This window comes from Kribbella solani (assembly GCF_014205295.1).
GTDB lineage: Bacteria > Actinomycetota > Actinomycetes > Propionibacteriales > Kribbellaceae > Kribbella > Kribbella solani.
Map to the genome: position 1 here is coordinate 4,171,582 of NZ_JACHNF010000001.1, position 21,603 is coordinate 4,193,184.

The 21,603-nt window shown below is 68.1% G+C and carries 21 protein-coding genes; 7 read left to right on the forward strand and 14 right to left on the reverse strand.

Annotation, left to right across the window (positions count from 1 at the left end; translation table 11 throughout):
- The 4 genes from HDA44_RS18930 to HDA44_RS18945 are packed head-to-tail and all read right to left on the reverse strand — an operon-like array spanning nt 1 to nt 4,659.
- On the reverse strand, nt 1-945 hold the full coding sequence (locus HDA44_RS18930) for an ABC transporter ATP-binding protein (RefSeq protein WP_184836242.1): 945 nt from the start codon (nt 943-945) through the stop codon (nt 1-3).
- A complete protein-coding gene (locus HDA44_RS18935) occupies nt 945-1,829 on the reverse strand; it encodes an ABC transporter permease (protein WP_184836244.1) in 885 nt (294 codons plus the stop codon). The genes HDA44_RS18930 and HDA44_RS18935 overlap by 1 nt, the downstream gene beginning before the upstream one ends.
- On the reverse strand, nt 1,826-2,860 hold the full coding sequence (locus HDA44_RS18940) for an ABC transporter permease (protein ID WP_184836246.1): 1,035 nt from the start codon (nt 2,858-2,860) through the stop codon (nt 1,826-1,828). The genes HDA44_RS18935 and HDA44_RS18940 overlap by 4 nt, the downstream gene beginning before the upstream one ends.
- Complete coding sequence (locus HDA44_RS18945) at nt 2,857-4,659, reverse strand: ABC transporter substrate-binding protein (protein ID WP_184836248.1); 1,803 nt, start codon at nt 4,657-4,659, stop codon at nt 2,857-2,859. The genes HDA44_RS18940 and HDA44_RS18945 overlap by 4 nt, the downstream gene beginning before the upstream one ends.
- A 1,004-nt stretch (nt 4,660-5,663) precedes the next feature.
- Between HDA44_RS18945 and HDA44_RS18950 the strand changes: the two genes are divergently transcribed.
- Genes HDA44_RS18950 through HDA44_RS18960 form a run of 3 tightly spaced genes read left to right on the forward strand, consistent with a single transcriptional unit; the run spans nt 5,664 to nt 8,748 of the window.
- Complete coding sequence (locus HDA44_RS18950) at nt 5,664-6,266, forward strand: TetR/AcrR family transcriptional regulator (RefSeq protein ID WP_184836250.1); 603 nt, start codon at nt 5,664-5,666, stop codon at nt 6,264-6,266.
- A 2-nt stretch (nt 6,267-6,268) separates the two neighbouring features.
- On the forward strand, nt 6,269-7,165 hold the full coding sequence (locus HDA44_RS18955; protein ID WP_184836252.1) for an ABC transporter ATP-binding protein: 897 nt from the start codon (nt 6,269-6,271) through the stop codon (nt 7,163-7,165).
- A complete protein-coding gene (locus HDA44_RS18960; protein ID WP_184836254.1) occupies nt 7,162-8,748 on the forward strand; it encodes an ABC transporter permease in 1,587 nt (528 codons plus the stop codon). The genes HDA44_RS18955 and HDA44_RS18960 overlap by 4 nt, the downstream gene beginning before the upstream one ends.
- Nucleotides 8,749-8,925: 177 nt before the next feature.
- Here HDA44_RS18960 and HDA44_RS18965 read toward each other — a convergent pair whose 3' ends face one another.
- On the reverse strand, nt 8,926-9,921 hold the full coding sequence (locus HDA44_RS18965) for a stage II sporulation protein M (protein ID WP_184836256.1): 996 nt from the start codon (nt 9,919-9,921) through the stop codon (nt 8,926-8,928).
- A gap of 82 nt (nt 9,922-10,003) precedes the next feature.
- On the opposite strand from HDA44_RS18965, the gene HDA44_RS18970 reads away from it, so the two are divergent.
- On the forward strand, nt 10,004-11,047 hold the full coding sequence (locus tag HDA44_RS18970) for an RDD family protein (protein ID WP_337906135.1): 1,044 nt from the start codon (nt 10,004-10,006) through the stop codon (nt 11,045-11,047).
- 48 nt (nt 11,048-11,095) lie between these two features.
- Nucleotides 11,096-11,842: a class I SAM-dependent methyltransferase gene (locus HDA44_RS18975; protein ID WP_184836258.1), complete on the forward strand. Its 747-nt coding sequence runs from the start codon at nt 11,096-11,098 to the stop codon at nt 11,840-11,842.
- Nucleotides 11,843-11,930: 88 nt separating this feature from the next.
- Here HDA44_RS18975 and ahcY read toward each other — a convergent pair whose 3' ends face one another.
- Complete coding sequence (ahcY, locus tag HDA44_RS18980; protein WP_184836260.1) at nt 11,931-13,391, reverse strand: adenosylhomocysteinase; 1,461 nt, start codon at nt 13,389-13,391, stop codon at nt 11,931-11,933.
- A gap of 122 nt (nt 13,392-13,513) precedes the next feature.
- On the opposite strand from ahcY, the gene HDA44_RS18985 reads away from it, so the two are divergent.
- Nucleotides 13,514-13,873 carry a MerR family transcriptional regulator gene (locus HDA44_RS18985; RefSeq protein ID WP_184836262.1) on the forward strand — a complete coding sequence of 120 codons (360 nt, stop codon included), beginning with the start codon at nt 13,514-13,516 and terminating at the stop codon, nt 13,871-13,873.
- Nucleotides 13,874-13,941: 68 nt separating this feature from the next.
- Here the strand turns inward: HDA44_RS18985 and HDA44_RS18990 are convergent, their stop codons facing one another.
- The 8 genes from HDA44_RS18990 to HDA44_RS19025 form a co-directional block, all read right to left on the reverse strand.
- Nucleotides 13,942-14,901, reverse strand: coding sequence for a cation diffusion facilitator family transporter (locus HDA44_RS18990; protein WP_184836264.1), 960 nt, complete (start codon nt 14,899-14,901; stop codon nt 13,942-13,944).
- 21 nt (nt 14,902-14,922) lie between these two features.
- Nucleotides 14,923-16,077: a mannose-6-phosphate isomerase, class I gene (gene manA / locus HDA44_RS18995; protein ID WP_184836266.1), complete on the reverse strand. Its 1,155-nt coding sequence runs from the start codon at nt 16,075-16,077 to the stop codon at nt 14,923-14,925.
- Complete coding sequence (locus tag HDA44_RS19000) at nt 16,071-17,141, reverse strand: SIS domain-containing protein (protein WP_184836268.1); 1,071 nt, start codon at nt 17,139-17,141, stop codon at nt 16,071-16,073. The genes manA and HDA44_RS19000 overlap by 7 nt, the downstream gene beginning before the upstream one ends.
- Nucleotides 17,141-17,344, reverse strand: coding sequence for a Trm112 family protein (locus HDA44_RS19005; protein ID WP_184836269.1), 204 nt, complete (start codon nt 17,342-17,344; stop codon nt 17,141-17,143). Before HDA44_RS19005 ends, HDA44_RS19000 begins: the two co-directional genes overlap by 1 nt.
- The gene (locus HDA44_RS19010; RefSeq protein ID WP_184836271.1) at nt 17,345-18,730 is read right to left on the reverse strand and encodes a phosphomannomutase/phosphoglucomutase; all 1,386 of its coding nucleotides are present in this window, start codon (nt 18,728-18,730) and stop codon (nt 17,345-17,347) included. It abuts the gene before it with no gap.
- A 50-nt stretch (nt 18,731-18,780) separates the two neighbouring features.
- Complete coding sequence (locus HDA44_RS19015) at nt 18,781-19,524, reverse strand: ThuA domain-containing protein (RefSeq protein ID WP_184836273.1); 744 nt, start codon at nt 19,522-19,524, stop codon at nt 18,781-18,783.
- Nucleotides 19,517-20,605 carry a Gfo/Idh/MocA family oxidoreductase gene (locus tag HDA44_RS19020; protein ID WP_184836275.1) on the reverse strand — a complete coding sequence of 363 codons (1,089 nt, stop codon included), beginning with the start codon at nt 20,603-20,605 and terminating at the stop codon, nt 19,517-19,519. The genes HDA44_RS19015 and HDA44_RS19020 overlap by 8 nt, the downstream gene beginning before the upstream one ends.
- Nucleotides 20,606-20,728: 123 nt before the next feature.
- Nucleotides 20,729-21,175: a metallopeptidase family protein gene (locus tag HDA44_RS19025; RefSeq protein ID WP_337906137.1), complete on the reverse strand. Its 447-nt coding sequence runs from the start codon at nt 21,173-21,175 to the stop codon at nt 20,729-20,731.
- 31 nt (nt 21,176-21,206) lie between these two features.
- Between HDA44_RS19025 and HDA44_RS19030 the strand changes: the two genes are divergently transcribed.
- Nucleotides 21,207-21,590 (forward strand): DUF3499 domain-containing protein, encoded by a 384-nt coding sequence (locus tag HDA44_RS19030; RefSeq protein WP_184836277.1) that lies wholly within the window; start codon nt 21,207-21,209, stop codon nt 21,588-21,590.
- Nucleotides 21,591-21,603: the final 13 nt, after the last annotated feature.

Here is a 21,603-nt window from a genome sequence, read left to right on the forward strand (position 1 = left end):
TTACTCCCCCACTCGTACGCAGGCCGCGCGCCGATCGGCACCCGCCGGCCGCAACTCGATCTGTACGGTTTCGCACCCGTCCCGCGCCACCGGGCAACGCGGGTGGAACGAACACCCACCGGGCAGCTGCTGCGGGTCCGGCGGATCGCCCGCCAGGCCGCGCGGCGCCAGCCGGGACGCGGGATCACCGACCGTCGGGAACGCGGCGGAAAGCGCCTGACTGTAAGGATGCGCGAACGTTCCGGCAGCAGGACCGTGCTCCACCAGCCGCCCCGCGTACATGACGGCCAACCGGTCACAGACATCGGCGAGTACGGACAGATCGTGCGAAATCATCAGCAACGAGATGCCGTGATCGGCGATCAACTGCCGGATCAAGGTCAGCACCTGCGCCTGCACCATCAGGTCGAGCGCGGTCGTCGGCTCATCCGCGATGATCAGTTGCGGTGAGCAAGCAAGCGCCATCGCGATCATGACTCGTTGCCGTTGGCCACCACTCAACTCATGTGGATAGCTGCGCGCCCGCCAAGCGGGCAGCCCGACCTGTTCCAGCAGTTCGCGCACTCGCGCATCGGCCGCCGTACCGGATGCCAGCTTGTGTACCAGCAACGGTTCCGCGATCTGTTCGCCGATCCGCCGGACCGGATTGAGACCGTGCTGTGCGCCCTGGAAGACGATCGACGCCCCGGACCAACGCACCGCCCGCAACCGGCCCCACTTCATCGCCAGCACGTCCTCGCCATCCAGCAGTACGCGCCCGGTGACGTGCGCGGATCGCGGCAACAACCGCAGCAGCGAAAGCGCGACCGAGGACTTCCCCGACCCGGACTCCCCGGCCAGCCCGACGGCTTCCCCGGCCGCCAGCGAAAGCGACACCCCACGTACGGCGGGCACGTCGCCGGACCCGATCTTGTACGTGACCGAGAGCTCTTCGAGTGACAGCATCACACCGCCTTCGTCCGCAGCCGGGGATTCAGCACTGTCTCCAGAGCCCTTCCACACAAGGTGAATGCCATCACCACGGTCACGATGCACAGACCCGGAATCAGGATGTACCACCAGGCGCCGGCGGTCGCCGCGCCCCAGTCGTACGAACCGCGCAGCATCGTTCCCCACGAGGTCTTGTTCGCGCTCACGCCCAGGAACGCCAGCGTCGACTCGGTCACGATCGCGCTCGCCACCTCCAGCGTGGTACTTGCCAACAGCAACGGCGCGACGTTCGGCAGTACGTGCCGGGTGGTGATGTGCCAGTGCCCGGCGCCGAGCGCCTGCGACCGTTCGATGTACGGGCGCGCTTCCACGGCCAGTGTTTGCGCCCGGATCAATCGCGCCGTCGACGGCCAGGACGTCACCCCGATCGCGACGATGATCGTTGCCGTCGAACCACCCAGGATCGCCGCCAGTACCAGCGCGGTGACGAGCGAGGGCAGCACCAGGAACCAGTCGGTCACGCGCAGGATCACCGCGCCGACCCAGCCGCGGAAATGCCCGGCGGCGATGCCGAGTACGGTCCCGATCACCATGCTCAGCAGCGCGGCCAGGAACCCGATCAGCAGCGAGGTCCGCGATCCCCACCAGATCATCAGCAGCACCGACCGCCCCGACTCGTCGGTGCCGAGCGGATGATCCAGGCTCGGCGGCGCCATCTTCGCGCCGGTCCCGGACACCACGTTCGTCACGCCCGCGTCGATGAACAGCGGTGCGATCAGCGCCAGTACGACCGCGACCAGCAGGATCACCAGCCCGGCGACCCCGGCCGGGCGGGTCCGGAAGTCGGCCCAGAACCGGCCGACCGCCCGCCGGCGACGCGTCCACGCGACCGTACTCATGCCGACCTCACTCGTGGATCGAGTACGTGGTAGATCACGTCGGCGAGCGTGTTCATCAGGATCACCGACACCGTGATCAGCAGGAACGTGCCTTGCATCAAGGTGAAGTCCGGCACCCGGATCGCCTCGTAGAACAGCTGGCCGAGTCCCGGCCAGCTGAAGATCGCCTCCACCGTCACGGCACCTCCGACCACGAACCCGATCCGCATGAACACCAACGTGACCGTCGGCAGCAGCGCGTTCGGTACGGCGTGCTTCCGGCGAATCTCGTCGTCCCGCAGCCCCTTCGCCCGGGCGGTCGTGATGTAGTCCTGGCCGACCTCGTCGATCACCGAAGAGCGCATCACCAGCAAGTACTGGGCGTACACGACCGCGACCAGCGTCAGGCACGGCAGCACCATGTGCTCCCCGACGTCGAGGACGCCGGCGAAACCGTCCGGTTTGTCGACGCTCGAACTGCCACGGGTCGGGAAGATCCCCGGAATCGGCCCGATGCCGGCAGCGAACACCATCAGCAGCAGGAGTCCGAGCCAGAACGTCGGCACCGACCAGAGCACCAGCGAGATCGCCGTCGAGATCTTGTCGAACCGGCTGCCCGGTTTCCAGCCGGCCCGCGCGCCCTGCCACAGACCGAGCCCGACCGCCAGCACCAGCGCGGTCCCGGTCAGCAGCAGCGTCGACCCGATCCGTTCACCGATCAGATCGACCACCGGACGCTTGTACTCGTACGAGTCGCCCAGGTCGAACCGCAGCGTCTGCCCCAGAAAGTGCAGGAACTGCTCGGGAATCGGCTTGTCCAGACCGAGCCGGGCGCGTTCCAGATCGAGTTGCTCCGGCGTCATGTTCCGGCCCTGCGCGAGCGCCCGGACCGGGTCACCCGGCAACAACCGGAACAGGAAGAACGTCGCGACGATCACCATCGCGATGCTGAGCAGGGCCCCGCCCGCCTTGGTCGCCGCGTACCGCAGCAGACCGTGGCGGGCCGGGGTCTCCTCAAGCGCCTCGACGGCGCCGGCTTCAGGGACCGTCATTCGCGCTCGTCGGCGGCACCGCGACGGCGCCGGGTCAGGAAGAACCCGCCGATCCCCAGCACGACCACGCCGGCCGCGACACCCGCGATCAGGCCGCCGTTCGATCCGCCGCCTTCACTCGCGTCGTTCGCGGTCGTCCTGGCCTCCACCGTGTAGAACGGCCAGTACCCCGAGCCCCCGTACAAGAGACCCTTGTCCTCGGGGATCGGCGTGATGCTGGCGATCCGGTCCCCGCGGTACCCCTCGAGATCGTTCGGGTAGTACAGCGTGATCACCGGCGCATCCGTGTACAGGCGCTCCTCCATCTTCTTGATGATGTCGGCGCGCTTGGTCCGGTCGAGTTCCTTCTGCTGTTGCTGGTAGAGGCTCTCGTACGTCGGGTCGCAGTAGAACGACTCGGTACCGCCACCCTGACCGGAAGCAGTCGGCCGGCGGCTGCACAGATGCGTACCGAGCACCTCCTCCGGGTCCGGGTTCACCGACCAGCCGCTGATCGCGATGTCGAACAGCGCGGTCGTACCCGTCTCCTCGGTGAACTTGCTGGAGTCCAGCCGCTTCGTCGTCAGCGTGATCCCGATTTCCTTGAACCAGCCGGTCAGGTACTCGGCCAGCTTGTCCTCGATCGGCGTATCGGTGTGGATACTGAACCGGAACTGCAGTTTCCGCGAGCCGTCCGGCATCGTACGGACGCCGTCCGGGCCTTTCTTGTACCCGGCGTCGTCGAGGATCTTGTTCGCCTTCGCGAGATCGAAACCGATCTTCTGGTCACCCGTCGCTTCCCAGAAGAAGTCCTTGTACAGCGGCGGAATGATCGACCCGTCCGCCGGTTTCGCCAGCCCGCCCTGCACCTCGTCGACCAGTTTCTGCTTGTCGATCGCGTAGTGCAGCGCGGTCCGTACCTTCGGATCCTTCAACGCCGGATGCCCGTCACCGATCGGTTTGTTGTCGCTGGTGGTGGCGCCGTGGTTGATCTGCAGGTACGTCGCGCGGCGACCCTGGGTGTTCCACTGGACGATGTTGTCAGCGCCCTTCAGCGACTCGAAGTCCGGCGGATTCAGCCGGCCGATCAGGTCGATGTCACCCTTCTTCAGACCGACGATCGACGCGGCCGGGTTGTCGTAGAAGATCATCTGCAACTCGTCGATCTTCGGGCGTCCACGCCAGTAGTCCGGGTTCGCCTCCAGCCGGACGAACTGGTCCTTCTTGTGCTCGACCGCGATGTACGGTCCGCTGCCGACCGTCGGGTACACCTCACCGTCGAACTTGGAGATGTCCTTGACCTTCTCCCAGACATGCTTCGGCATGATCGGCACCGGGTTGTCCAGCATCGACGCCTGCGGGGTCTTGAGCTTGATGGTCAGCTCCTGCCCGTTCGCGGCCACGCTCTGGAAGTTCTCCACCGCCGGTCCGTTCCCGGTCTTCGCGCCGTCGTCGGTCATCATCTTGCTGAACGTCCAGGCCGCGTCGTCCGCCGTGATCGGCTGCCCGTCCGACCACTTCGCCGCGCGGATCTTGAACGTCCAGGTCAGCCCGTCCGGCGACGTCGTCCACGACTCGGCCAGATCCGGGCTCGGCTGCAGCGTCTTCGAGTCCGGCACCGTCAGGAACCCGTAGATCAACCGCTGGATCGACCCGGTCACCAGCCGGACGGCAAGAAACGGGTTCATCGAATCCACCGACTGCGTGACCCCGATCTTGATCACCTTCTTCGCCGGCTCCGCCGCCCGCGCGGTCCCCGACAGCCCCGGCAGCACCGCCACCAGACACAACGCCGCCAGACTCGCCAACAACTTCCGCATGGGCCCGCCCTTCCCCAAACTGTGTTTGGAAGAAACCACACCAGCAAGCCCTATCCTGTCAACAATCTACGGCCCTTTGTCATCTTTCAGTAACCTTCTTACGTTGTTCGGGGGTGTGTACGACCAACCCTCCGCGTGCTCCGCGGACGCCCTCTTCGTCGCTCCGCTCCTCAACGCCCCCGCTCCGCACGCCACCCCACCCACCCCCGGCTCAGCGCCGAAGCCTCCCCCTCGGCTACCGCTGACATCACCGGCCTACCGCCCAGGCGTCTCCGGCTGCCGCCGGCGGCTTGCGGGCTGCTGCCCGCGCTCGCGCGCTACCGCGCGATCCACGCCACCTGACCGAGGACTGTGCCAGCGCCGAGCAGCCACCGGGCAGCCTGCCGCTCCACTCGATCCGCACAACAGTGCAGCAAGTTGCAGAACCCAGTCGCCAACCGACGATGCCGACACCTGCCACATCCAGGGCAGCCGAGTCCGAAGATCTACTGCCTGCCCGCTTGTCCTCCGAGTGGTTGCCCCTTCGGGTGCTGGGTTGCCCCCTGAGATTTTGAGGGGGCAACCCAGCAGTTCGAGGGATAACCACTCGGAGGGTCGGGCGTGGTTCGGCTTCTTGGGTGTGCGGCGCGGGTTGCTGGGCGAGATGTTCACGGCGCGGGATGGTCGTGGCCACACTCCGGCAGGTCCAGAGATGGGCCGGGAACCTCGGAGGCAGCCAGCGTGTTCGGCGGCAGCCGGCGTGTTCGGCGGGAGCCGGAGTACACCGGCGACAGCCCGGGAACGGGTGCACCGGCGGTAGCCGGGGGTGGGCCGGTTGCGAGCGGAGCGGGGGCGGTGAGGAGCGGAGCGGGGGCGGTGAGGAGGGGAGCGACGAAGGGAGCGCCCGCGAAGTACGCGGGGGCTGACCGGAGTACGTGGAGCCGACTATGCGTACGACATGAAAGTGAGACTTGACTACACGATCGTGTAGTAGTTTGCTGTTGTGTGTAGGAGAGGAGTGGGTGATGGATCGGGCGGTTGAGGATTTGACGGCGCGGGCCCGGATTCGGGATGCGGCGATCGAGTTGTTCGGGGGGCGGGGGATCGAGGGGGCTTCGATTCGGGATATCGCGGCGGCGGCGGGGGTTTCGTCGGGGCTGGTGCGGCATCACTTCGGGTCGAAGGAGTCGTTGCGGGAGGCGTGCGATCAGTACGCGAAGGAGCGGATGCTGCAGATCGGGGCGGAGCTCAGTACTGACGGGGATCTGAGTGGGCTGGATCCGCTGGCGCTGTACCCGGTCGCGCTGCCGTTGCAGCTGTATCTGGTGCGTTCGATGATGGACGGTTCGGAGACCGCGACCGCGTTGTTCATGCAGGGGGTCGACGCGGTCGAGGAGTGGAGCGCCGGGTACGGGATTCAGCCGCGGGACCGGCGGGGGTACGCGGCCGCGATGACCGCGATCAAGCTCAGCGTGCTGATCCTGCGGGACCAGGTCTCGAAGGCGATCGGCGAGGACATCACCACACCCGAGGGTTACAACCGGATCGGCAAGGCGCTGATGGAGGTCTTCACGATCCCGCTGCTCTCCCCGGAACAGGTCGAGAAGCTCAACAAACAGGAGAAGTGATCATGCCGGCTGCGATCAGCACGGAAGGTCTGGTCAAGCGGTTCGGGCGTACGTACGCCCTGAACGGCCTCGACCTGGAGGTACGAACCGGTGAAGTGCACGGTTTCCTCGGCCCGAACGGCGCGGGGAAGACGACGACGATCCGGATTCTGCTCGGGATGACCCGGGCCGACGGCGGTACGGCGCGGGTGCTCGACGGTGATCCGTGGGCGGACGCGACCGACCTGCACCGGCGGCTCGCGTACGTGCCGGGTGACGTGACGCTGTGGCCGAATCTGTCCGGTGGCGAGGCGATCGATCTGCTCGGCCGGATGCGCGGCGGGGTGGACAAGAAGCGGAAGGCCGAGCTGCTGGAGCGGTTCGATCTGGATCCGAAGAAGAAGGCCCGGGCGTACTCGAAGGGCAATCGGCAGAAGGTCGCGCTGGTCGCGGCGTTCGCGTCGGACGTCGAACTGCTGTTCCTCGACGAACCCACGTCGGGCCTGGATCCGTTGATGGAGGAGGTTTTCCGTGAGGTCGTGCAGGAGATCAGCGACCGCGAGGGGCGTACGGTGCTGCTGTCCAGCCACATCTTGTCCGAGGTCGAGGCGCTGTGCGACCGGGTTACGATCATCCGCGCGGGCCGTGCGGTGGAGACCGGTACGTTGTCGGAGCTGCGGCACCTGACCCGTACGTCGATCCAGGCCGAGCTGGCCGGGTCGATGGACGGCCTGGCTCAGTTGACCGGCGTACACGACTTCCGCGTCGACGACGGCCGGGTGCGGTTCGATGTCGACACCGACGAGATCAATCCGGTGCTGCGCCGGTTGACGGAGATCGGCGTACGCAGCCTGGTCAGCCAGCCGCCTTCGCTGGAAGAACTGTTCCTGCGGCTGTACGAACCCGAGGCCGTGAAATGAAATCCCTGTCCGGTACGGGCGGTCTGATCCGGTTGATCCTGCGCCGGGACCGGATCGTGATGCCGTTGTGGATCGTGCTTCTGGTCGCGATCTCGGTCAGTTACGTGAAGCAGTACGGCGATCTGTTTCCGACGCCGGACTCCCGGGTCAAGTACGCGAGCAACGCCGGCTTCATCACCTTGTACGGAGAGCTGTCCGGCTCCGGTCTTGGTGAGTTCGTGACGTGGCGACTGGGATTCGTACCGGTGATGGTCGGGCTGATCAGCCTGCTCACCGTGATCCGGCACACCCGGGTCGAGGAGGAATCCGGTCGTCGCGAGTTGCTCGGGGCAACTGTCATCGGACGGCACGCACAGCTGGCGGCGGCCTTGACGACGGTACTCGGCGCGAACCTGGTGCTCGGCGTACTCCTTGCCTTCGGCATGCAAAGCCAGAACCTGCCACTCGGCGGATCGATTGCCCTAGGCATCGAGTACGCCGGAACCGGTTGGCTGTTCGCCGCGGTCGGCGCGGTCGCGGCGCAGTTGACGGCGAGCGCCGGTACGGCCCGGGGAATCGCGATCAGTGTGCTCGGCGCCTCGTACGTACTGCGAGCCGCCGGCGACACCAGCGAGCACACCGACGGACCGCTTGCGTGGCTGTCGTGGGTGTCGCCGATCGGCTGGGCGCAGCGCATCCATCCGTACGGCGAGAACCGCTTCTGGCTCGGCGGGATCGTGCTGGCAGCAACCGTCGCGCTGATTGGTGCCGCCGTGGCGCTTTCGGTACGGCGGGACGTCGGCGCCGGCCTGCTCCCGGACAAGCCGGGTCCCGCGGAGGGCAACCTCGGGTCGCCGCTCGCGCTTGCCTGGCGGCTGCACCGCGGGCTGCTGCTGGCGTGGACGACCGGATTCGCCTTGCTGGGCTTACTGTTCGGCGGGGTCGCGAAGGGCGTCGGCGACCTGATGCGTGACGACGCGACGCTTCAGGACGTGTTCCGGCGGATGGGCGGCGCGGCCGGGCTGATCGACTCGTTCCTCGCCGGCGTGATGACTCTGGTCGGGCTGATCGCGTCGGCGTACGCGGTGCAGGCGACGCTGCGGCTACGGGCCGAGGAAACCAGCGGTCGCGCCGAGCCGGTACTGGCGACCGCGACGAGCCGCTGGCAATGGGCCGCGAGCCATCTGGTCTTCAGCCTGCTCGGTCCGGCGGTCGCGCTGCTGGCGGCCGGAGTCGCCGAGGGCATCGCGTACGGCCTGGCGATCGGCGATGTCGGCGGGCAGCTGCCGCGCCTGGTCGCGGCCGCGCTCACCCAACTGCCCGCGGTCTGGGTACTCGCCGCGATCACGATCGCGATCTTCGGATTCGTCCCGCGGCTGTCGATGGTGTCGTGGGCCGGCCCGGCGCTGTGCATCCTGATCGGACTGGTCAGCGCCGGTGTCGCGACCGCCGCGTGGGTTCGCGACATCTCCCCGTTCACGCATCTCCCGTCGCTTCCCGGCGGCGATGTCTCCCCCGGCCCGCTGCTGATCCTGCTCGCGATCACCGCCGTCGTCGGCGCCGCCGGCCTGATCGGCCTCCGTCGGCGCGACCTACCGGCCTGATCCACCGAACCCTGCTACTTGCGGGCGTTGCGGGACCAGCTGAACGCATAGCCACCAAAAGCGGCGAAGCCGAGAGCAAGTGTGATCGCCAGACCGTACGCGCGGGTGTGCCTCACTTCCTGGGCGGTGCTCACGCTTCCTGGTTCCCACTACGGAAACAGGATCAGGCCCTAGTGGTCAGGCCGAGACCGGTGCGCTTGCCTCGCGGTCGAGTTCATCCACATCGCCGTACTCACCAAGTCGGTGCGCACGCCGGCCGAGCGTCCAGACGTACGTGAAGAACGCCAGCTCGGCCAGAATGCCGACAGTGACCCGGACCGCGGCCGGCAGGAACGGTGTCACGAACGCCTCGATCAGGCCGGTGACCAGCAGCACTGCCGCGAGGCCGATCGCCATCCCGATCGTGGCGCGTCCGGTCTGGGCAAGCGCCTGCATACGCGTACGCGCGCCAGGTACCACCCAGGACCAGCCCAGCCGCAGACCGGCCGCGGTAGCGATGAAGACCGCGGTCAGTTCGAGCAGACCGTGTGGAGTGATCAGGCTGAAGAACAGACCGCCCTTGTCGTGACTGATCATCAGACCGGCACTCAGACCGAGGTTGAGCGCGTTGTCCCACAGGATGAGGATGGACGGGATGATCAGGATGCCCAGCGCGAGTACCGCGGCGCTGATCGTCGCATTGTTGATCCAGACGCGCAGTGCGAAGTCCTGCGCCGGGTTGTCGGAGTAGTACGACTCGAAGTCGTGGTTGACGAGCTGCTTCACCTGGTCCGGCGTGGCGATCGAGTCGACCACCTCTGGATGCGCCAGCACCCGCCAGGCGGTCCAGGCGGCGACCAGGTAGAACAGCAGGCCGATGGCGAGCCACCAGCGTCTGGACACGTACAGCGCGGCCGGGAAGCTGACCAGGAAGTACTTGGAGATGTCCCGCCAGACCGGCGCCTGCGCACCCGTCACCGCGCCCCGGGCGTCAGCGATCAGTCCGGAGAGCCGACCGATCGACACCGGGTCCGCTCCGGCCGCCCTGAGCGCGGCCAGGTGCGTACCGACGCGCTGGTACAGCGTGACGAGCTCATCGGCCTCCGCACCGGACAGACGGCGCTGGCGACGCGTCAGGTACGCCAGGCGATCCCACTGCGGCTGGTGCACGGAAACGAACGCTTCGACGTCCACTGGTACACCTCCGCTGCCCGGCTGGCTCCTTGCGCTGGCAGACTAGCCGGACCGAGTGTCTGCGCAGGAGGGGGGCGACGTCGTGTCTCAGCTGGTCACCGGTGAAGCAGTCGTTCTCCAGGTACGGATCGCCCGGATGCCGACGCGGGCGCTGGCGTGTGCGATCGACATGATCCTGCAGGGAATCGTACTGGTCGTACTGATCTCGCTACTGGCCGGATTCCTGCTCGGTGGCGAGTCCAGTGAGGCACTGGCGTTCGCGTTGATCTTCATCGTCGTGCTGGTCGTGGTGATCGGCTACCGGGTAGTGATGGAGACACTGACGCGTGGGCGGACGCTGGGGAAGATGGTGCTCGGGCTGAAGGTCGTACGGGACGACGGCAGCTCGATCCGGTTCCGGCACGCGCTGGTGCGTACGCTGCTGTGGTTCTTTGTGGACTTCGCGCCGTGGTTCGCGGCTAGCCCTGGGATCGTGGCCAGCCTGATGAACAAGCAAGGGAAGCGGATCGGGGACATGGTCGCCGGTACGGTCGTCATCCGCGAACGGCATCAGGCGATGGCGTCGCCGCCGCTGTTCGTACCTGGTCACCTGGTGCAGTGGGCGCAGTCGCTTGAGCTGTCGCGGCTGTCGGATGAGTTGGCGAACGCGACACGTGACTACCTGGCGCGGTACACCGAGCTGCTGCCGGGCGCGCAGATCGCGCTCGGTGAGGCGCTGGCGGCGCGGGTCGCTGCTGTAACCGCACCAGCGCCGCCGGCGCAGCTGATCGCGCCGGCCTACCTGTCCGCGGTCCTGGCCGAACGCCGCCGCCGCGAACTCCACCGCCTCTCCACCCAACGCCCCCTCCACACCGGCCCCTTCGCCCCACCCGCCACCTTCACGCCGTACGCCCCGCCGCCCAACGCACCCGCAGCGCCGTACGCCCCGCCCAACGCCCTCGCCGCGCCGTACACGATCCCCGCCGGCCCGTTCGCCCCGCCCAGCCCGTACGGGGCGCAGCTGCCCCCTCCGCCCGCTCCAGCCCCCTTCCCGCCGCCCGCTACGCCCGGGCAGCAGAGCCGGCCTGTCACCGTGAACGCGCAAGGCTGGGCTGCCCCGGGCAGCGGTGACTCCGGCCAGTGGTGACTCCGGCCAGTGGTCCTAGCGCCCACCACCTGAACTATTCTTGCGACCATGTCGCAGATAGCGTGGAGTGACTGGCTGAACCGGTGGGATGACCAGCAGGCCGGTTACCTGCCGGACCGGGACGAGCAGTTCGAGCTGATGCTCACGATCGTCGAGAAGCTCACCGGCGTACCCAACAGATTCGTCGACCTCGCCTGCGGCCCAGGCTCGATCTCCGCGCGCACCCTGCGGCGATTCCCCGGCACCGAGGTGATCGGCGTCGACCTGGACCCGTTCCTGCTGGAGATCGCGCGCAACGCCGTGCCCGGCGCCTGGTTCGCCGAAGCAGACCTGCGCACCGCCGACTGGGACGCGGTACTAGGCGACGCCCCGGTGGACGCGGTCTGCTCCGCGACGGCACTGCACTGGCTGGACCCCGCCGACCTCGAAAACCTGGCGCGTACGCTCGCGCGCCGCATCCGCCCAGGTGGCGTCTTCCTCAACGCGGACACCATGCGCCTGGGCCCGGCCGAGGTACCACGCCTGGACGCGCTCGCCGTCGACCTGCGCAATCAGATCTGGTCGGACTCGCACGCGAACGGCGTCGAGGACTGGGAAACCTGGTGGTCCGCGGCCGCCGCCGAGCCCGCGTTCACGGACCTCCTGGCCGTACGCGCCGAGCGCTTCGCCGACCGCGCGACCACCCGCGACATCACCCTCACCGACACCCTGGAGTCCTTCCGCAAGGCAGGCTTCCAAGAGGTCGCGGTCCTGGGCCAGGTAGCCGACAAACACCTGATCGCCGCCATCCGCTGACGCCAGCGCCCCGGCAACCCGTCGTAAGGCCAACCCGCCGCAACGCGAAACCGCCCCACCAACGGGTGGGGCGCCAGGTCGCGAGTACTCAGTAGCGGTAGTGCTCAGCCTTGTACGGGCCCTCAACCGGCACGCCCAGGTAGTTGGCCTGCTCCTTCGTCAGCTCCGTCAGCTTCACGCCGAGCGAGTCGAGGTGCAGCCGGGCGACCATCTCGTCCAGGTGCTTCGGCAGGACGTACACCTCGGTCGGGTACTCCGCCGTGCGCACGAACAGTTCGATCTGCGCGAGTACCTGGTTGGTGAACGAGTTCGACATCACGAACGACGGGTGCCCGGTCGCGTTGCCGAGGTTCAGCAGTCGCCCCTCGGACAGAATGATGATCGTGTGACCGTCGGCGCTCTGCGATTTGCTCGCCTCCGGCGGAAAGCGGAACTCGTCGACCTGCGGCTTGATGTTGATCCGCTCGATCCCCGGCGTCTTGTACAGCCCGGCCATGTCGATCTCGTTGTCGAAGTGGCCGATGTTGCCGACGATCGCCTGGTGCTTCATCGCGGCCATGTGGTCGGCGGTGATGACGTCCTTGTTGCCGGTGGTGGTGACGAAGATGTCGGCGATCCCGACCACGTCGTCCACGGTCGACACCTGGTACCCGTCCATCGCCGCCTGCAGCGCGCAGATCGGGTCGATCTCGGTGACGATCACCCGGGCGCCCTGACCGCGCAGCGACTCGGCGCAGCCCTTGCCGACGTCGCCGTACCCGCAGACGACCGCGACCTTGCCACCGATCAGTACGTCGGTGGCGCGGTTGATGCCGTCGATCAGCGAGTGCCGGCAGCCGTACTTGTTGTCGAACTTCGACTTGGTCACCGAGTCGTTGACGTTGATCGCCGGGAACAGCAGCGCGCCGGCCTTGTGCATCTCGTACAGCCGGTGCACGCCGGTGGTGGTCTCCTCGGTGACACCCTTGATGCCCTGACCGATGGTGGTCCACTTCGACGACGACTCCGCCAGCGAGCGGGTGAGCAGCTTGAGGACGACGCCGTACTCCTCGGAGTCAGCGGTCGACGGGTCCGGTACGGCGCCCGCCTTCTCGAACTCGGTGCCCTTGTGGACGAGCATGGTCGCGTCGCCACCGTCGTCCAGGATCATGTTCGGGCCTTCGCCCGGCCAGGTCAGCGCCTGCTCGGTGCACCACCAGTACTCCTCCAGCGTCTCGCCCTTCCAGGCGAACACAGGGACACCGGCCGGCGACTCGGCGGTACCCTCCGGGCCGACGACGACCGCGGCGGCCGCGTGGTCCTGGGTGGAGAAGATGTTGCAGGACACCCAGCGCACCTCGGCGCCGAGTGCCACCAGGGTCTCGATCAGTACCGCGGTCTGGATCGTCATGTGCAGCGAACCCATGATCCGGGCGCCGGCCAGCGGCTTGCTCTCGCCGTACTGCGCACGCATCGCCATCAGGCCGGGCATCTCGTGCTCGGCCAGCCGGATCTCCTTGCGCCCGAACTCGGCCAGGCCGAGATCCGCCACCTTGTAGTCGAACGTCATGCCGCTCCCCTGAAGACTTTGCCTGAAACTGTGATTGACACGCACCTGAGCGTAGAGGGCCGAGCCACGCGGTTTGATCGCTCCAGGCGCGTTTTTGACACCGAAATGTCAAGATTGATGCTATGCGCATCACCGAGGCCGCTCGCCAGCTGGGTACCACTCCGCGCATGCTGCGCTACCGGGAGGCGCTCGGGCTGCTGCCACGGTCCCGGTCGGAGCACACCGCCCAGCGCCAGTACGACGAGCGCGACCTGGCCGCGGTCCAGCTCGCGCTCGATCTGGAACGCCGGTACGACGTGACGCCGGCCGCGCTCGCCTTCGCCCTGCGCGCGCTCGCCGAGCCGTCGGTCGCGGCCGATATCCGCAACCTCGGCTACCGCACCGGACGGCTGTCCGCACCGCCGACTCAGTCGGAGATCGACCGCGAGCGCGCCCTCAGGTGGCTGGGGCGCTCGGGTGTACTGCCGCCGAAACCGCGCTGATCCGAAGAGGGAAAGGAAAGCAGGGGCAGCGCGTTGGTGCGCCGGGGGCCGTAGGCGAGCCGGGGGCGTCAGTGGGACGGGGCCTCGGGGACGGCTGGGCGGTCTTCGCGGACGTAGTTCTCCACGTAGATGTCCGGCTCGAGGTAGATGTGCTGACTCATCGGCTCGGCCTCGCGGATCGCGTGCTCGGCGTCGTTGATGATCCGGGCCACGACGGCAGCATCCGAGGTCGGCTCGACCGCGACCTTGGCCGCGACCAGTACCTCTTCCGGGCCGAGGTGGAGGGTCCGGATGTGGATCATCCGCTGCACGCCGACGGTGTTCTCGATCGCCGCCACGATCCGCTGCTGCGACTCGCGGGTCGCGGACTCGCCGAGCAGCAGCGACTTCATCTCGATCGCCAGGAAGATCGCCACGCAGACCAGCAGCGCGCCGATCGCCATCGAGCCCAGGCCGTCGAACACACCGTTGCCGGTAGCAAGGGTCAGGACGACGCCGATCAGCGCCAGCACCAGACCGGTGAGCGCCGCGAAGTCCTCCAGCAGGATCACCGGCAGCTCCGGGGCGCGGGCGTTCCGGACGAACTTCACCCACGGAACCTTGCCGCGGACCTTGTTCGCCTCGACGATCGCGGTCCGGAACGAGAAGCTCTCCATCACGATGGCGAGCACCAGCACCACGACCGGTACCCATTTCCAGCTGTCGATCCCGTGCGGGTCGTGCACCTTGTGATAGCCCTCGTACAGCGCGAACAGACCGCCGACGCTGAACAGCACGATCGACACGATGAACGAGTACACGTACCGTTCCCGGCCGAAACCGAACTGGTGCAGCTCGTCGGCCGCGCGCTTGGCCCGCTTGCCGCCGACCAGCAGCAGCACCTGGTTGCCCGCGTCGGCGAGCGAGTGGATCGCCTCGGCCAGCATCGAGGCCGACAGCGTCAGTCCCCAGGCGGCGAACTTGGTGATCGCGATCCCGGTGTTCGCCAGCAAAGCCGCGACTACGGCCTTGTTCCCGCCACCAGCCATGGTGTTCTGTTCCTCCGGTAATCAGCGTGCGGACACGACGAACGCCGTGCCGGAACCACGCAAGATACAGGGTCCTTCGGGTCCGGAAGCGAACCCGGACTGGCCCGCGGACAAGCTCTCAGCAGATTCTTGGCCGAGCACCTCGACAGCCCCGTCGACGCAGGCGATGATCCGCGGCCCGGCGCCGTCGACCGCCCGCTCGGCACCCGCCAGATCCACCCGCTGAACGGCGAAGTACTCGCACCCGGTCTCGTAGAAACCGGCGTCCGTCGCGGTCAGTACCGGGTCCTCGAGCGGCTCGAAATCCACCACCGAGACCAGCTCGGGTACGTCGACGTGCTTGCTGGTCAGTCCACCACGCAACACGTTGTCCGAGTTGGCCATGACTTCGAAACCGAGCCCGTGCAAGTACGCGTGCACGTTCCCGGCCGGCAGGTACACCGCGTCGAACCGCTCCAGGCGGACGCGGTTCAGCAACAGCGCGGCGAGTACGCCGGGATCGTCCGGGAAGTCCGCGCACAGCTTCGCGAGCGTCTCGCGCTCCAGGGCGAACGCATCCCCGGTGTACTGCGCGACCGCCTCGCCGAGCGCGCCGACCAATGGCCGGATGGTGTCCCGGTCGGTGCTCATGAAGTCCGTGAACGCCTGACGGAGCTTCCCGTCGCGGAGCTGGTTCGTCAGCTCGGTGAACCCGGTCGGTGCCAGCGCGTCGAGCAGCGCCACCGTACGCTCCAGCGGCCGGAAACCGACCAGTGCGTCGAACGGCTCGAGCGCGATCAGGATCTCCGGCTTCGGCCAGGCGTCCTTGTAGTTGCGGTCCGCCGCGTTCCGGGGAATCCCGTCCGCCTCGTCCCGCGCGTACCCGTCGATCGCCTGGTCGCGGGACGGGTGCGCCTGGATCGACAACGGCTGCCCGGCCGCCAGCAGCTTCGCGAGGAACGGGAACCGGCCGTCGAACCGCTCGGCGGTCTCCTCCCCCAGCACCGCGGCCGGGTCGGCGGACACCACGTCGTACAGCGTGTCACCGTTCGGCAGCACCGACGGCGCCGACTCGTGCGCGCCCATCCACAGCTCGGCCTGCGGCTTGCCGTCCGGCTCCACCCCGAGCAGCTCAGGTAACGCGGTCCGCGATCCCCAGGCGTAGTCGCGGAGGGTGTTCTGCAGCCGGACTACCACGCTGGGTCCTCCGACGGGTTCCCCTGCTCGAACGGGTCGCTGTCGGTCGCCGTACCGTACCGGCCGAGTCCCAGACCCAGGTACGCCGCGGCGTACCGGCCGTGCTGCGTCAACGCCGCGTACCGCGCGATGTCAGTGCCATTGGCCTGCGTCACGGTGTGTACGCGGACGTCATGCGCTTGTGCCTTCGACTCCAGCTTCCGGCGCTGCTCGGCCACCTCCTCCACGCCGTCGTCCAGGATGACCAGAGCGGGCCGCAGCTCCTCCGGCTTGTCGAACGGGTCGGCGAACAGGTCACGAGGCGGCTGGTTCAGTACGGGCAGCAGGTGGCCGGCGTCCGCGGCCAGAGCCGGACGGCCACTGGCCAACCGGATTGCCTCGACCACCCGGCGTGCTGCACGCGCGGCCAGCACCGAACCGCCCCAGACCAAAGGCAGTGCGTCAGCCAATACCAGAGCCAGGTCCTTGGCCGGGTTGGACGCTACGTCGTTGTTGGGCGAGCACTCGATGGCTACGTCGTCCAGCACCGCGGCGACCGACTTGTGGTCCACCTCCGGCCCCAGCTCCATCTGGTGCAGTGCCTGGAGCACGGCTACTGCTGCGGCGAGCTGGTCGTCGGACTGGGACGGCAGCCGGATAGCGTGCCGCAGACCGGCCGAGGCGATCACTACCGGCGAGTCAGGTGGTGCAGCCACCATCAGGCCACAACCACGTCGCACCGCTTCGCCGGTCGCGGAGATCGCGTCCAAGTCCTCGGACGCGCCACCGAGTACGACAACCAGGTCCAGCGGCCCGGTCCAGCCGGGCAGCCCCGGACCGGGCCAGGCGAGGAACGGAACCGGACAGACCGGCTCCAGCACCGCCCGGACCAGCCGGGCGTCACGGCCAACGGCCACCACCGCGCGCGGACGGAAGCCGTCCGACGTCAGCCCGGACAGTACGTCCGCGGATGCTTCCAGCTCGGCCCGCACCCGCGCACCGGCCATCGCCAGCCGCCGGAGCAGGTGATCCGCCGCCTGCAGTGCGCCCGGGTCATCCAACCGCGTGTCGTCGAACAAACTCATCAGTTCTCCGTCGCGGCGGGTTCCCTGGTGTCCCGGGCCTCGTCGATCAGCAGCACCGGGATGTCGTCACGCACCGGATACGCCAGCGCGCAGGCGGCGTTCGTACAGATCAGCTCGTTCGCCTCGTTGTCCACCCGGAACTCCGAGCGGCACTTCGGGCAGACCAGGATGCTCAGCAGGTCCGGGTCCAGATTGACTGCCATTCAGTTCTCCTCCACCGATGCACCGGTGATCAGGGCCAGTACTTCGTCGCGGACACGTTCCATCGTGGCCCGGTCCGCGGCCTCGACGTTCAGTCGCAGCAGCGGTTCGGTGTTCGACGCACGGACGTTGAACCACCACTGTCCCGCCGAGACGGTCAGACCGTCCAGGTGGTCGACGCTGATTCCGTCGCCGCCAGCGTAAGTGTCCTCGATCGCCGCGACCGTAGCGGCCTGGTCGGCGACCGTGTTGTTGAGCTCGCCGGACGCCACGTACCGCTCGTACTCGGCGAACCGCTCGCTGGCCGGGCGGTCCTGTTCACCCAGTGCGGCCAGCACGTGCAGCGCGGCCAGCATGCCGGTGTCGGCCCGCCAGAAGTCGCGGAAGTAGTAGTGCGCCGAGTGCTCGCCGCCGAACACCGCGTCGGTCTCGGCCATCTTCTGCTTGATGTTGGAGTGCCCGACCCGGGTCCGGACCGGGACGCCACCGTGCTCGCTGACCAGCTCCGGCACTGCCTTGGAGGTGATCAGGTTGTGCAGGATGGTCGAGCCGGGGTGCTTGGCCAGCTCGCGGACCGCGACCGCGCCGGTGATCGCGCTCGGCGAGATCGGCTCGCCCTGCTCGTCGACCACGAAACAGCGATCGGCGTCACCGTCGAAGGCGAGGCCGAGATCGGCGCCGGTCTCGCGGACCTTCGCCTGCAGGTCGACCAGGTTCTTCGGGTCCAGCGGGTTCGCCTCGTGGTTCGGGAAGTTGCCGTCCAGCTCGAAGTACAGCGGGATGATCGTCACCGGGCCGTCCGCGAAGACCGCCGGAACGGTGTGACCGCCCATCCCGTTGCCGGCATCCACGACCACGGTGAGCGGCCGGATGCCGCTCAGGTCCACCAGGTCGTGCAGGTGGTCGGCGTACGCCGTGAGCAGGTCCTTGCGGGTCACGTGCCCGGAGGCGGAGCCGGTCGCCGGGCCTTCGGTCAGCGCCTTGGCGACCAGGTCGGCGATGTCCCGCAGCCCCGAGTCGGCGCCGACCGGGGCAGCCGCCGCGCGGCACAGCTTGATCCCGTTGTACTTGGCCGGGTTGTGGCTGGCGGTGAACATCGCGCCGGGCAGGTCGAGCCGCCCGGACGCGAAGTACAGCTGGTCGGTGGAGGCCAGACCGATGTCGATCACATCGGCACCGGTACTGGTCACTCCCTCGGCGAAGGCGGCTGCCAGCGCGGGGCTGGACGGCCGCATGTCGTACCCGACCACGACCGCCCCAGGTCCGGCGAGCACGTCCAGGACCTCGACGAACGCGGCACCGGTCGCCCGGGCCACCGACTCGTCCAGCTGGTCCGGGACTACCCCCCGTACGTCATACGCCTTGAAGATCGCCGCAACGTCAACCATGCGTGGACCCTATCCGGCCCACCCCAGCCACTGTGTTGCAGACACCCTCCTTAGGCCCTTTCGAACCAGCCGGTGTCCTTGCGGTGGTGGACCGTCGGCAGCTGGCGCGGGACGACCGGCGCGGCCCAGCGGGTCGCGTTGGCGAGCACCTGCTGGATCTCCGGCTGGTGGTACGTCGGGTACTCCTGGTCGCCCGGGCGGAAGTAGAAGACCCGGCCCTGACCGCGGCGGTAGCAGCAGCCGGAGCGGAACACCTCGCCGCCGGAGAACGAGCTGACGAAGACCAGCTCGTCCGGCTGCGGGATGTCGAACAGCTCGCCGTACATCTCCTCCCGTTCGATCACCAGCGGGTGCGGGATGCCCTGGGCGATCGGGTGCCCGGCGGCGACCGTCCAGATCAGCTCCCGGTCGTTCTCGGCGCGCCAGTCGAGCGAGCAGGTAGTACCCATCAGCTTGATGAAGATCTTGCTGAAGTGCGCCGAGTGCAGCGCGATCAGGCCCATCCCGGAGAGCACATGCTGCTGTACGCGCTCGACCACCGCGTCGTCGACGTCACCGTGCGCGGCGTGACCCCACCAGGTGAGTACGTCGGTGTCGGCCAGCACCTCCTCGGTCAGACCGTGCTCCGGGTCCTGCAGCGTGGCGGTCCGGACCACCACGTCGGCGCCGAGCTTGTCCCGGAGCGCGGCCGCGATGGTGCCGTGCATGGTGTCCGGGTAGACCTTGCGGACGGTCTCGTCGCGACCCTCGTGGACGTTTTCGCCCCAGACCGTGACGCGGATCGGTTCAGTCATGGAGTACAACCTCTCGTCCCGCCTTCGCCGAGGCGTAGCAGGCGTCGATGATCTCGGTCCGGAGCAGCGCCTCGGACCCGTTCTGGCCTTCCCACTCACCGCTGCGGACGATCCGGACGAACTCCCGGACCACCGCGCGGTGACCGAGCCCGGCGCCGGTCGCGGGCTTCACCTCGGCCGGTACGCCGGCCACGTCGGTGAAGATCCGCAGTGTGTCCTCGGTGGTGTAGTTCTGGACGTCGATCTTGGCGCCGCCCTCAGTACCGAACAGTTCGATCCCGAAGTTGTCGCCCGGCGCCCGGTACGTGGCCCAGCTGGTCTCCAGCTGCAGAGCGCCGCCACCCTTCAGGCGCAGGTACGCGGTGGCCAGGTCCTCCACCTCGAACTTCGACCCGAGCGTGTCGACGGTCGGTCGATCCGGCGTGGTCGCGCTGCCCTTGCCCTGCGGCCCGAGCTCCGCGAACGTGTCCGCGGACACCGTACTGATCCGCGGCTCACCCATCAGGTGCAGTGCCATGTCCAGGATGTGTACGCCCAGGTCGATCAGCGGACCGCCACCGGACAGCTCCCGGTTGGTGAACCAGCCACCCATGCCCGGGATGCCGTTGCGACGCATCCAGTGCGCCTTCGCGTAGTAGATCCGGCCCAGCCGGCCCTCGTCGATCTGGTGCTTCAGCGCCGCGACGTCACCGCGCTCCCGGTGGTTGAACACCACCTTGAGCACCCGGCCGGCCTGCTTCGACGCCTCGACCATCGCGGTGCCTTCCGCCACCGTACGGGCCAGCGGCTTCTCGGACAGGACGTGCAGCCCCTTCGCCAGCGCCGCCAGCGCGATCGGGGCGTGCAGCTGCGTCGGCGTACCGATGCTGACCGCGTCCAGCCCCGGCGTCGCGAGCAGGTCCTCCCACTTCTCGTACAGATGCGGTACGCCGTGCTTCTCGCCCAGGCTGGTGAGCGTGTCCTTCTCCAGCCCGGCCAGCGCGATCACCTCGACGTCCGGCAGCTCGGAGAACGCCTCCAGCGCGGTCCGCCCGGCGAACCCCAGACCGACAACTCCGACCCGCAGTTTTTGATCGTTCACAGACACGATCCTCTCCCGATGACAACGAAGGTCACAAACCTGTTCCCACACTACGGAACACGTTCGGACACAGGATTGCCCGAGTTATAACAGATCGGTCACGGCGACCGCCGAGGCGCGAGCTCAGTCGTCGTCGGTGTCGAAGTCCGGGTCGATCTGCTCCGGGGAGAGCGCCAGCACGTCGGCCAGCTCGAGCACGAGCGCGGAGCGGACCAGCCACGCGAGGGCGGCGCCGGAGCGTTCGGCGCGGAGCTCGATCGGGCGGCGGAAGACGACGATCCGGTACGGCTCGTGCGACGTGCCGCCGGTGGCATGGGTGAGCGGGATCTCGGTGGCGTCCAGGTCCAGGTTGGGGACGTCCTCGATCGCGAACTCGACCCGGGCGACCACCTGCGGCAGCCGCTTCTCCAGCCGGGTCACCTCGATCGCGACCACCTCGTCGAACTGGGCAGCGGCCGAGCGCTGCAGCGGCAGACCCCGCGGCGCGAACTTGCTCGGCCGGCTGATCGGGCCGAGCATGCCGCGGCCGTGGCGGTCGATGTGCCTGCGATGACGGCGAGCCTCGGTCACGCGCTCAGCCTAGTGGGGGTAACGTCTGTGCGTGAGCATCGCCAGGACCTGTTCGCGCGCCGGATGTCAGAAGCCGGCTGTTTCGACGCTCACCTACGTCTATGCGGACTCGACTTGTGTACTCGGTCCACTCGCGACGTACGCCGAGCCGCACTGCTACGACCTGTGCGCCGACCATGCCGACCGCCTGACCGCGCCGAACGGATGGGAAGTCATCCGGCTCGCTCCGGACCCCGCCGCGGCCGGACCGTCCTCGGACGATCTGGAAGCGCTGGCGAACGCGGTGCGCGAGGCCGCTCGCCCGCTGCCACCCCGCGAACCGCGGGCCGGCACTCCGGGCGCACCGGTCGAGGTAGCTCGCCGGGGCCATCTGCGCATGTTGCAGGACCCCGGCGCCAACACCTCCGAAGGCTGAACCAACTACTCAG

What these genes read in the sequence shown, in the direction of transcription:
- HDA44_RS18930 (WP_184836242.1), bottom strand. Translation starts at nt 945, where the DNA reads ATGCTGTCACTCGAAGAGCTCTCGGTCACGTACAAGATCGGGTCCGGC.
- HDA44_RS18935 (WP_184836244.1), bottom strand. Translation starts at nt 1,829, where the DNA reads ATGAGTACGGTCGCGTGGACGCGTCGCCGGCGGGCGGTCGGCCGGTTC.
- HDA44_RS18940 (WP_184836246.1), bottom strand. Translation starts at nt 2,860, where the DNA reads ATGACGGTCCCTGAAGCCGGCGCCGTCGAGGCGCTTGAGGAGACCCCG.
- HDA44_RS18945 (WP_184836248.1), bottom strand. Translation starts at nt 4,659, where the DNA reads ATGCGGAAGTTGTTGGCGAGTCTGGCGGCGTTGTGTCTGGTGGCGGTG.
- HDA44_RS18950 (WP_184836250.1), top strand. Translation starts at nt 5,664, where the DNA reads ATGGATCGGGCGGTTGAGGATTTGACGGCGCGGGCCCGGATTCGGGAT.
- HDA44_RS18955 (WP_184836252.1), top strand. Translation starts at nt 6,269, where the DNA reads ATGCCGGCTGCGATCAGCACGGAAGGTCTGGTCAAGCGGTTCGGGCGT.
- HDA44_RS18960 (WP_184836254.1), top strand. Translation starts at nt 7,162, where the DNA reads ATGAAATCCCTGTCCGGTACGGGCGGTCTGATCCGGTTGATCCTGCGC.
- HDA44_RS18975 (WP_184836258.1), top strand. Translation starts at nt 11,096, where the DNA reads ATGTCGCAGATAGCGTGGAGTGACTGGCTGAACCGGTGGGATGACCAG.
- ahcY (WP_184836260.1), bottom strand. Translation starts at nt 13,391, where the DNA reads ATGACGTTCGACTACAAGGTGGCGGATCTCGGCCTGGCCGAGTTCGGG.
- HDA44_RS18985 (WP_184836262.1), top strand. Translation starts at nt 13,514, where the DNA reads ATGCGCATCACCGAGGCCGCTCGCCAGCTGGGTACCACTCCGCGCATG.
- HDA44_RS18990 (WP_184836264.1), bottom strand. Translation starts at nt 14,901, where the DNA reads ATGGCTGGTGGCGGGAACAAGGCCGTAGTCGCGGCTTTGCTGGCGAAC.
- HDA44_RS19000 (WP_184836268.1), bottom strand. Translation starts at nt 17,141, where the DNA reads ATGAGTTTGTTCGACGACACGCGGTTGGATGACCCGGGCGCACTGCAG.
- HDA44_RS19005 (WP_184836269.1), bottom strand. Translation starts at nt 17,344, where the DNA reads ATGGCAGTCAATCTGGACCCGGACCTGCTGAGCATCCTGGTCTGCCCG.
- HDA44_RS19010 (WP_184836271.1), bottom strand. Translation starts at nt 18,730, where the DNA reads ATGGTTGACGTTGCGGCGATCTTCAAGGCGTATGACGTACGGGGGGTA.
- HDA44_RS19015 (WP_184836273.1), bottom strand. Translation starts at nt 19,524, where the DNA reads ATGACTGAACCGATCCGCGTCACGGTCTGGGGCGAAAACGTCCACGAG.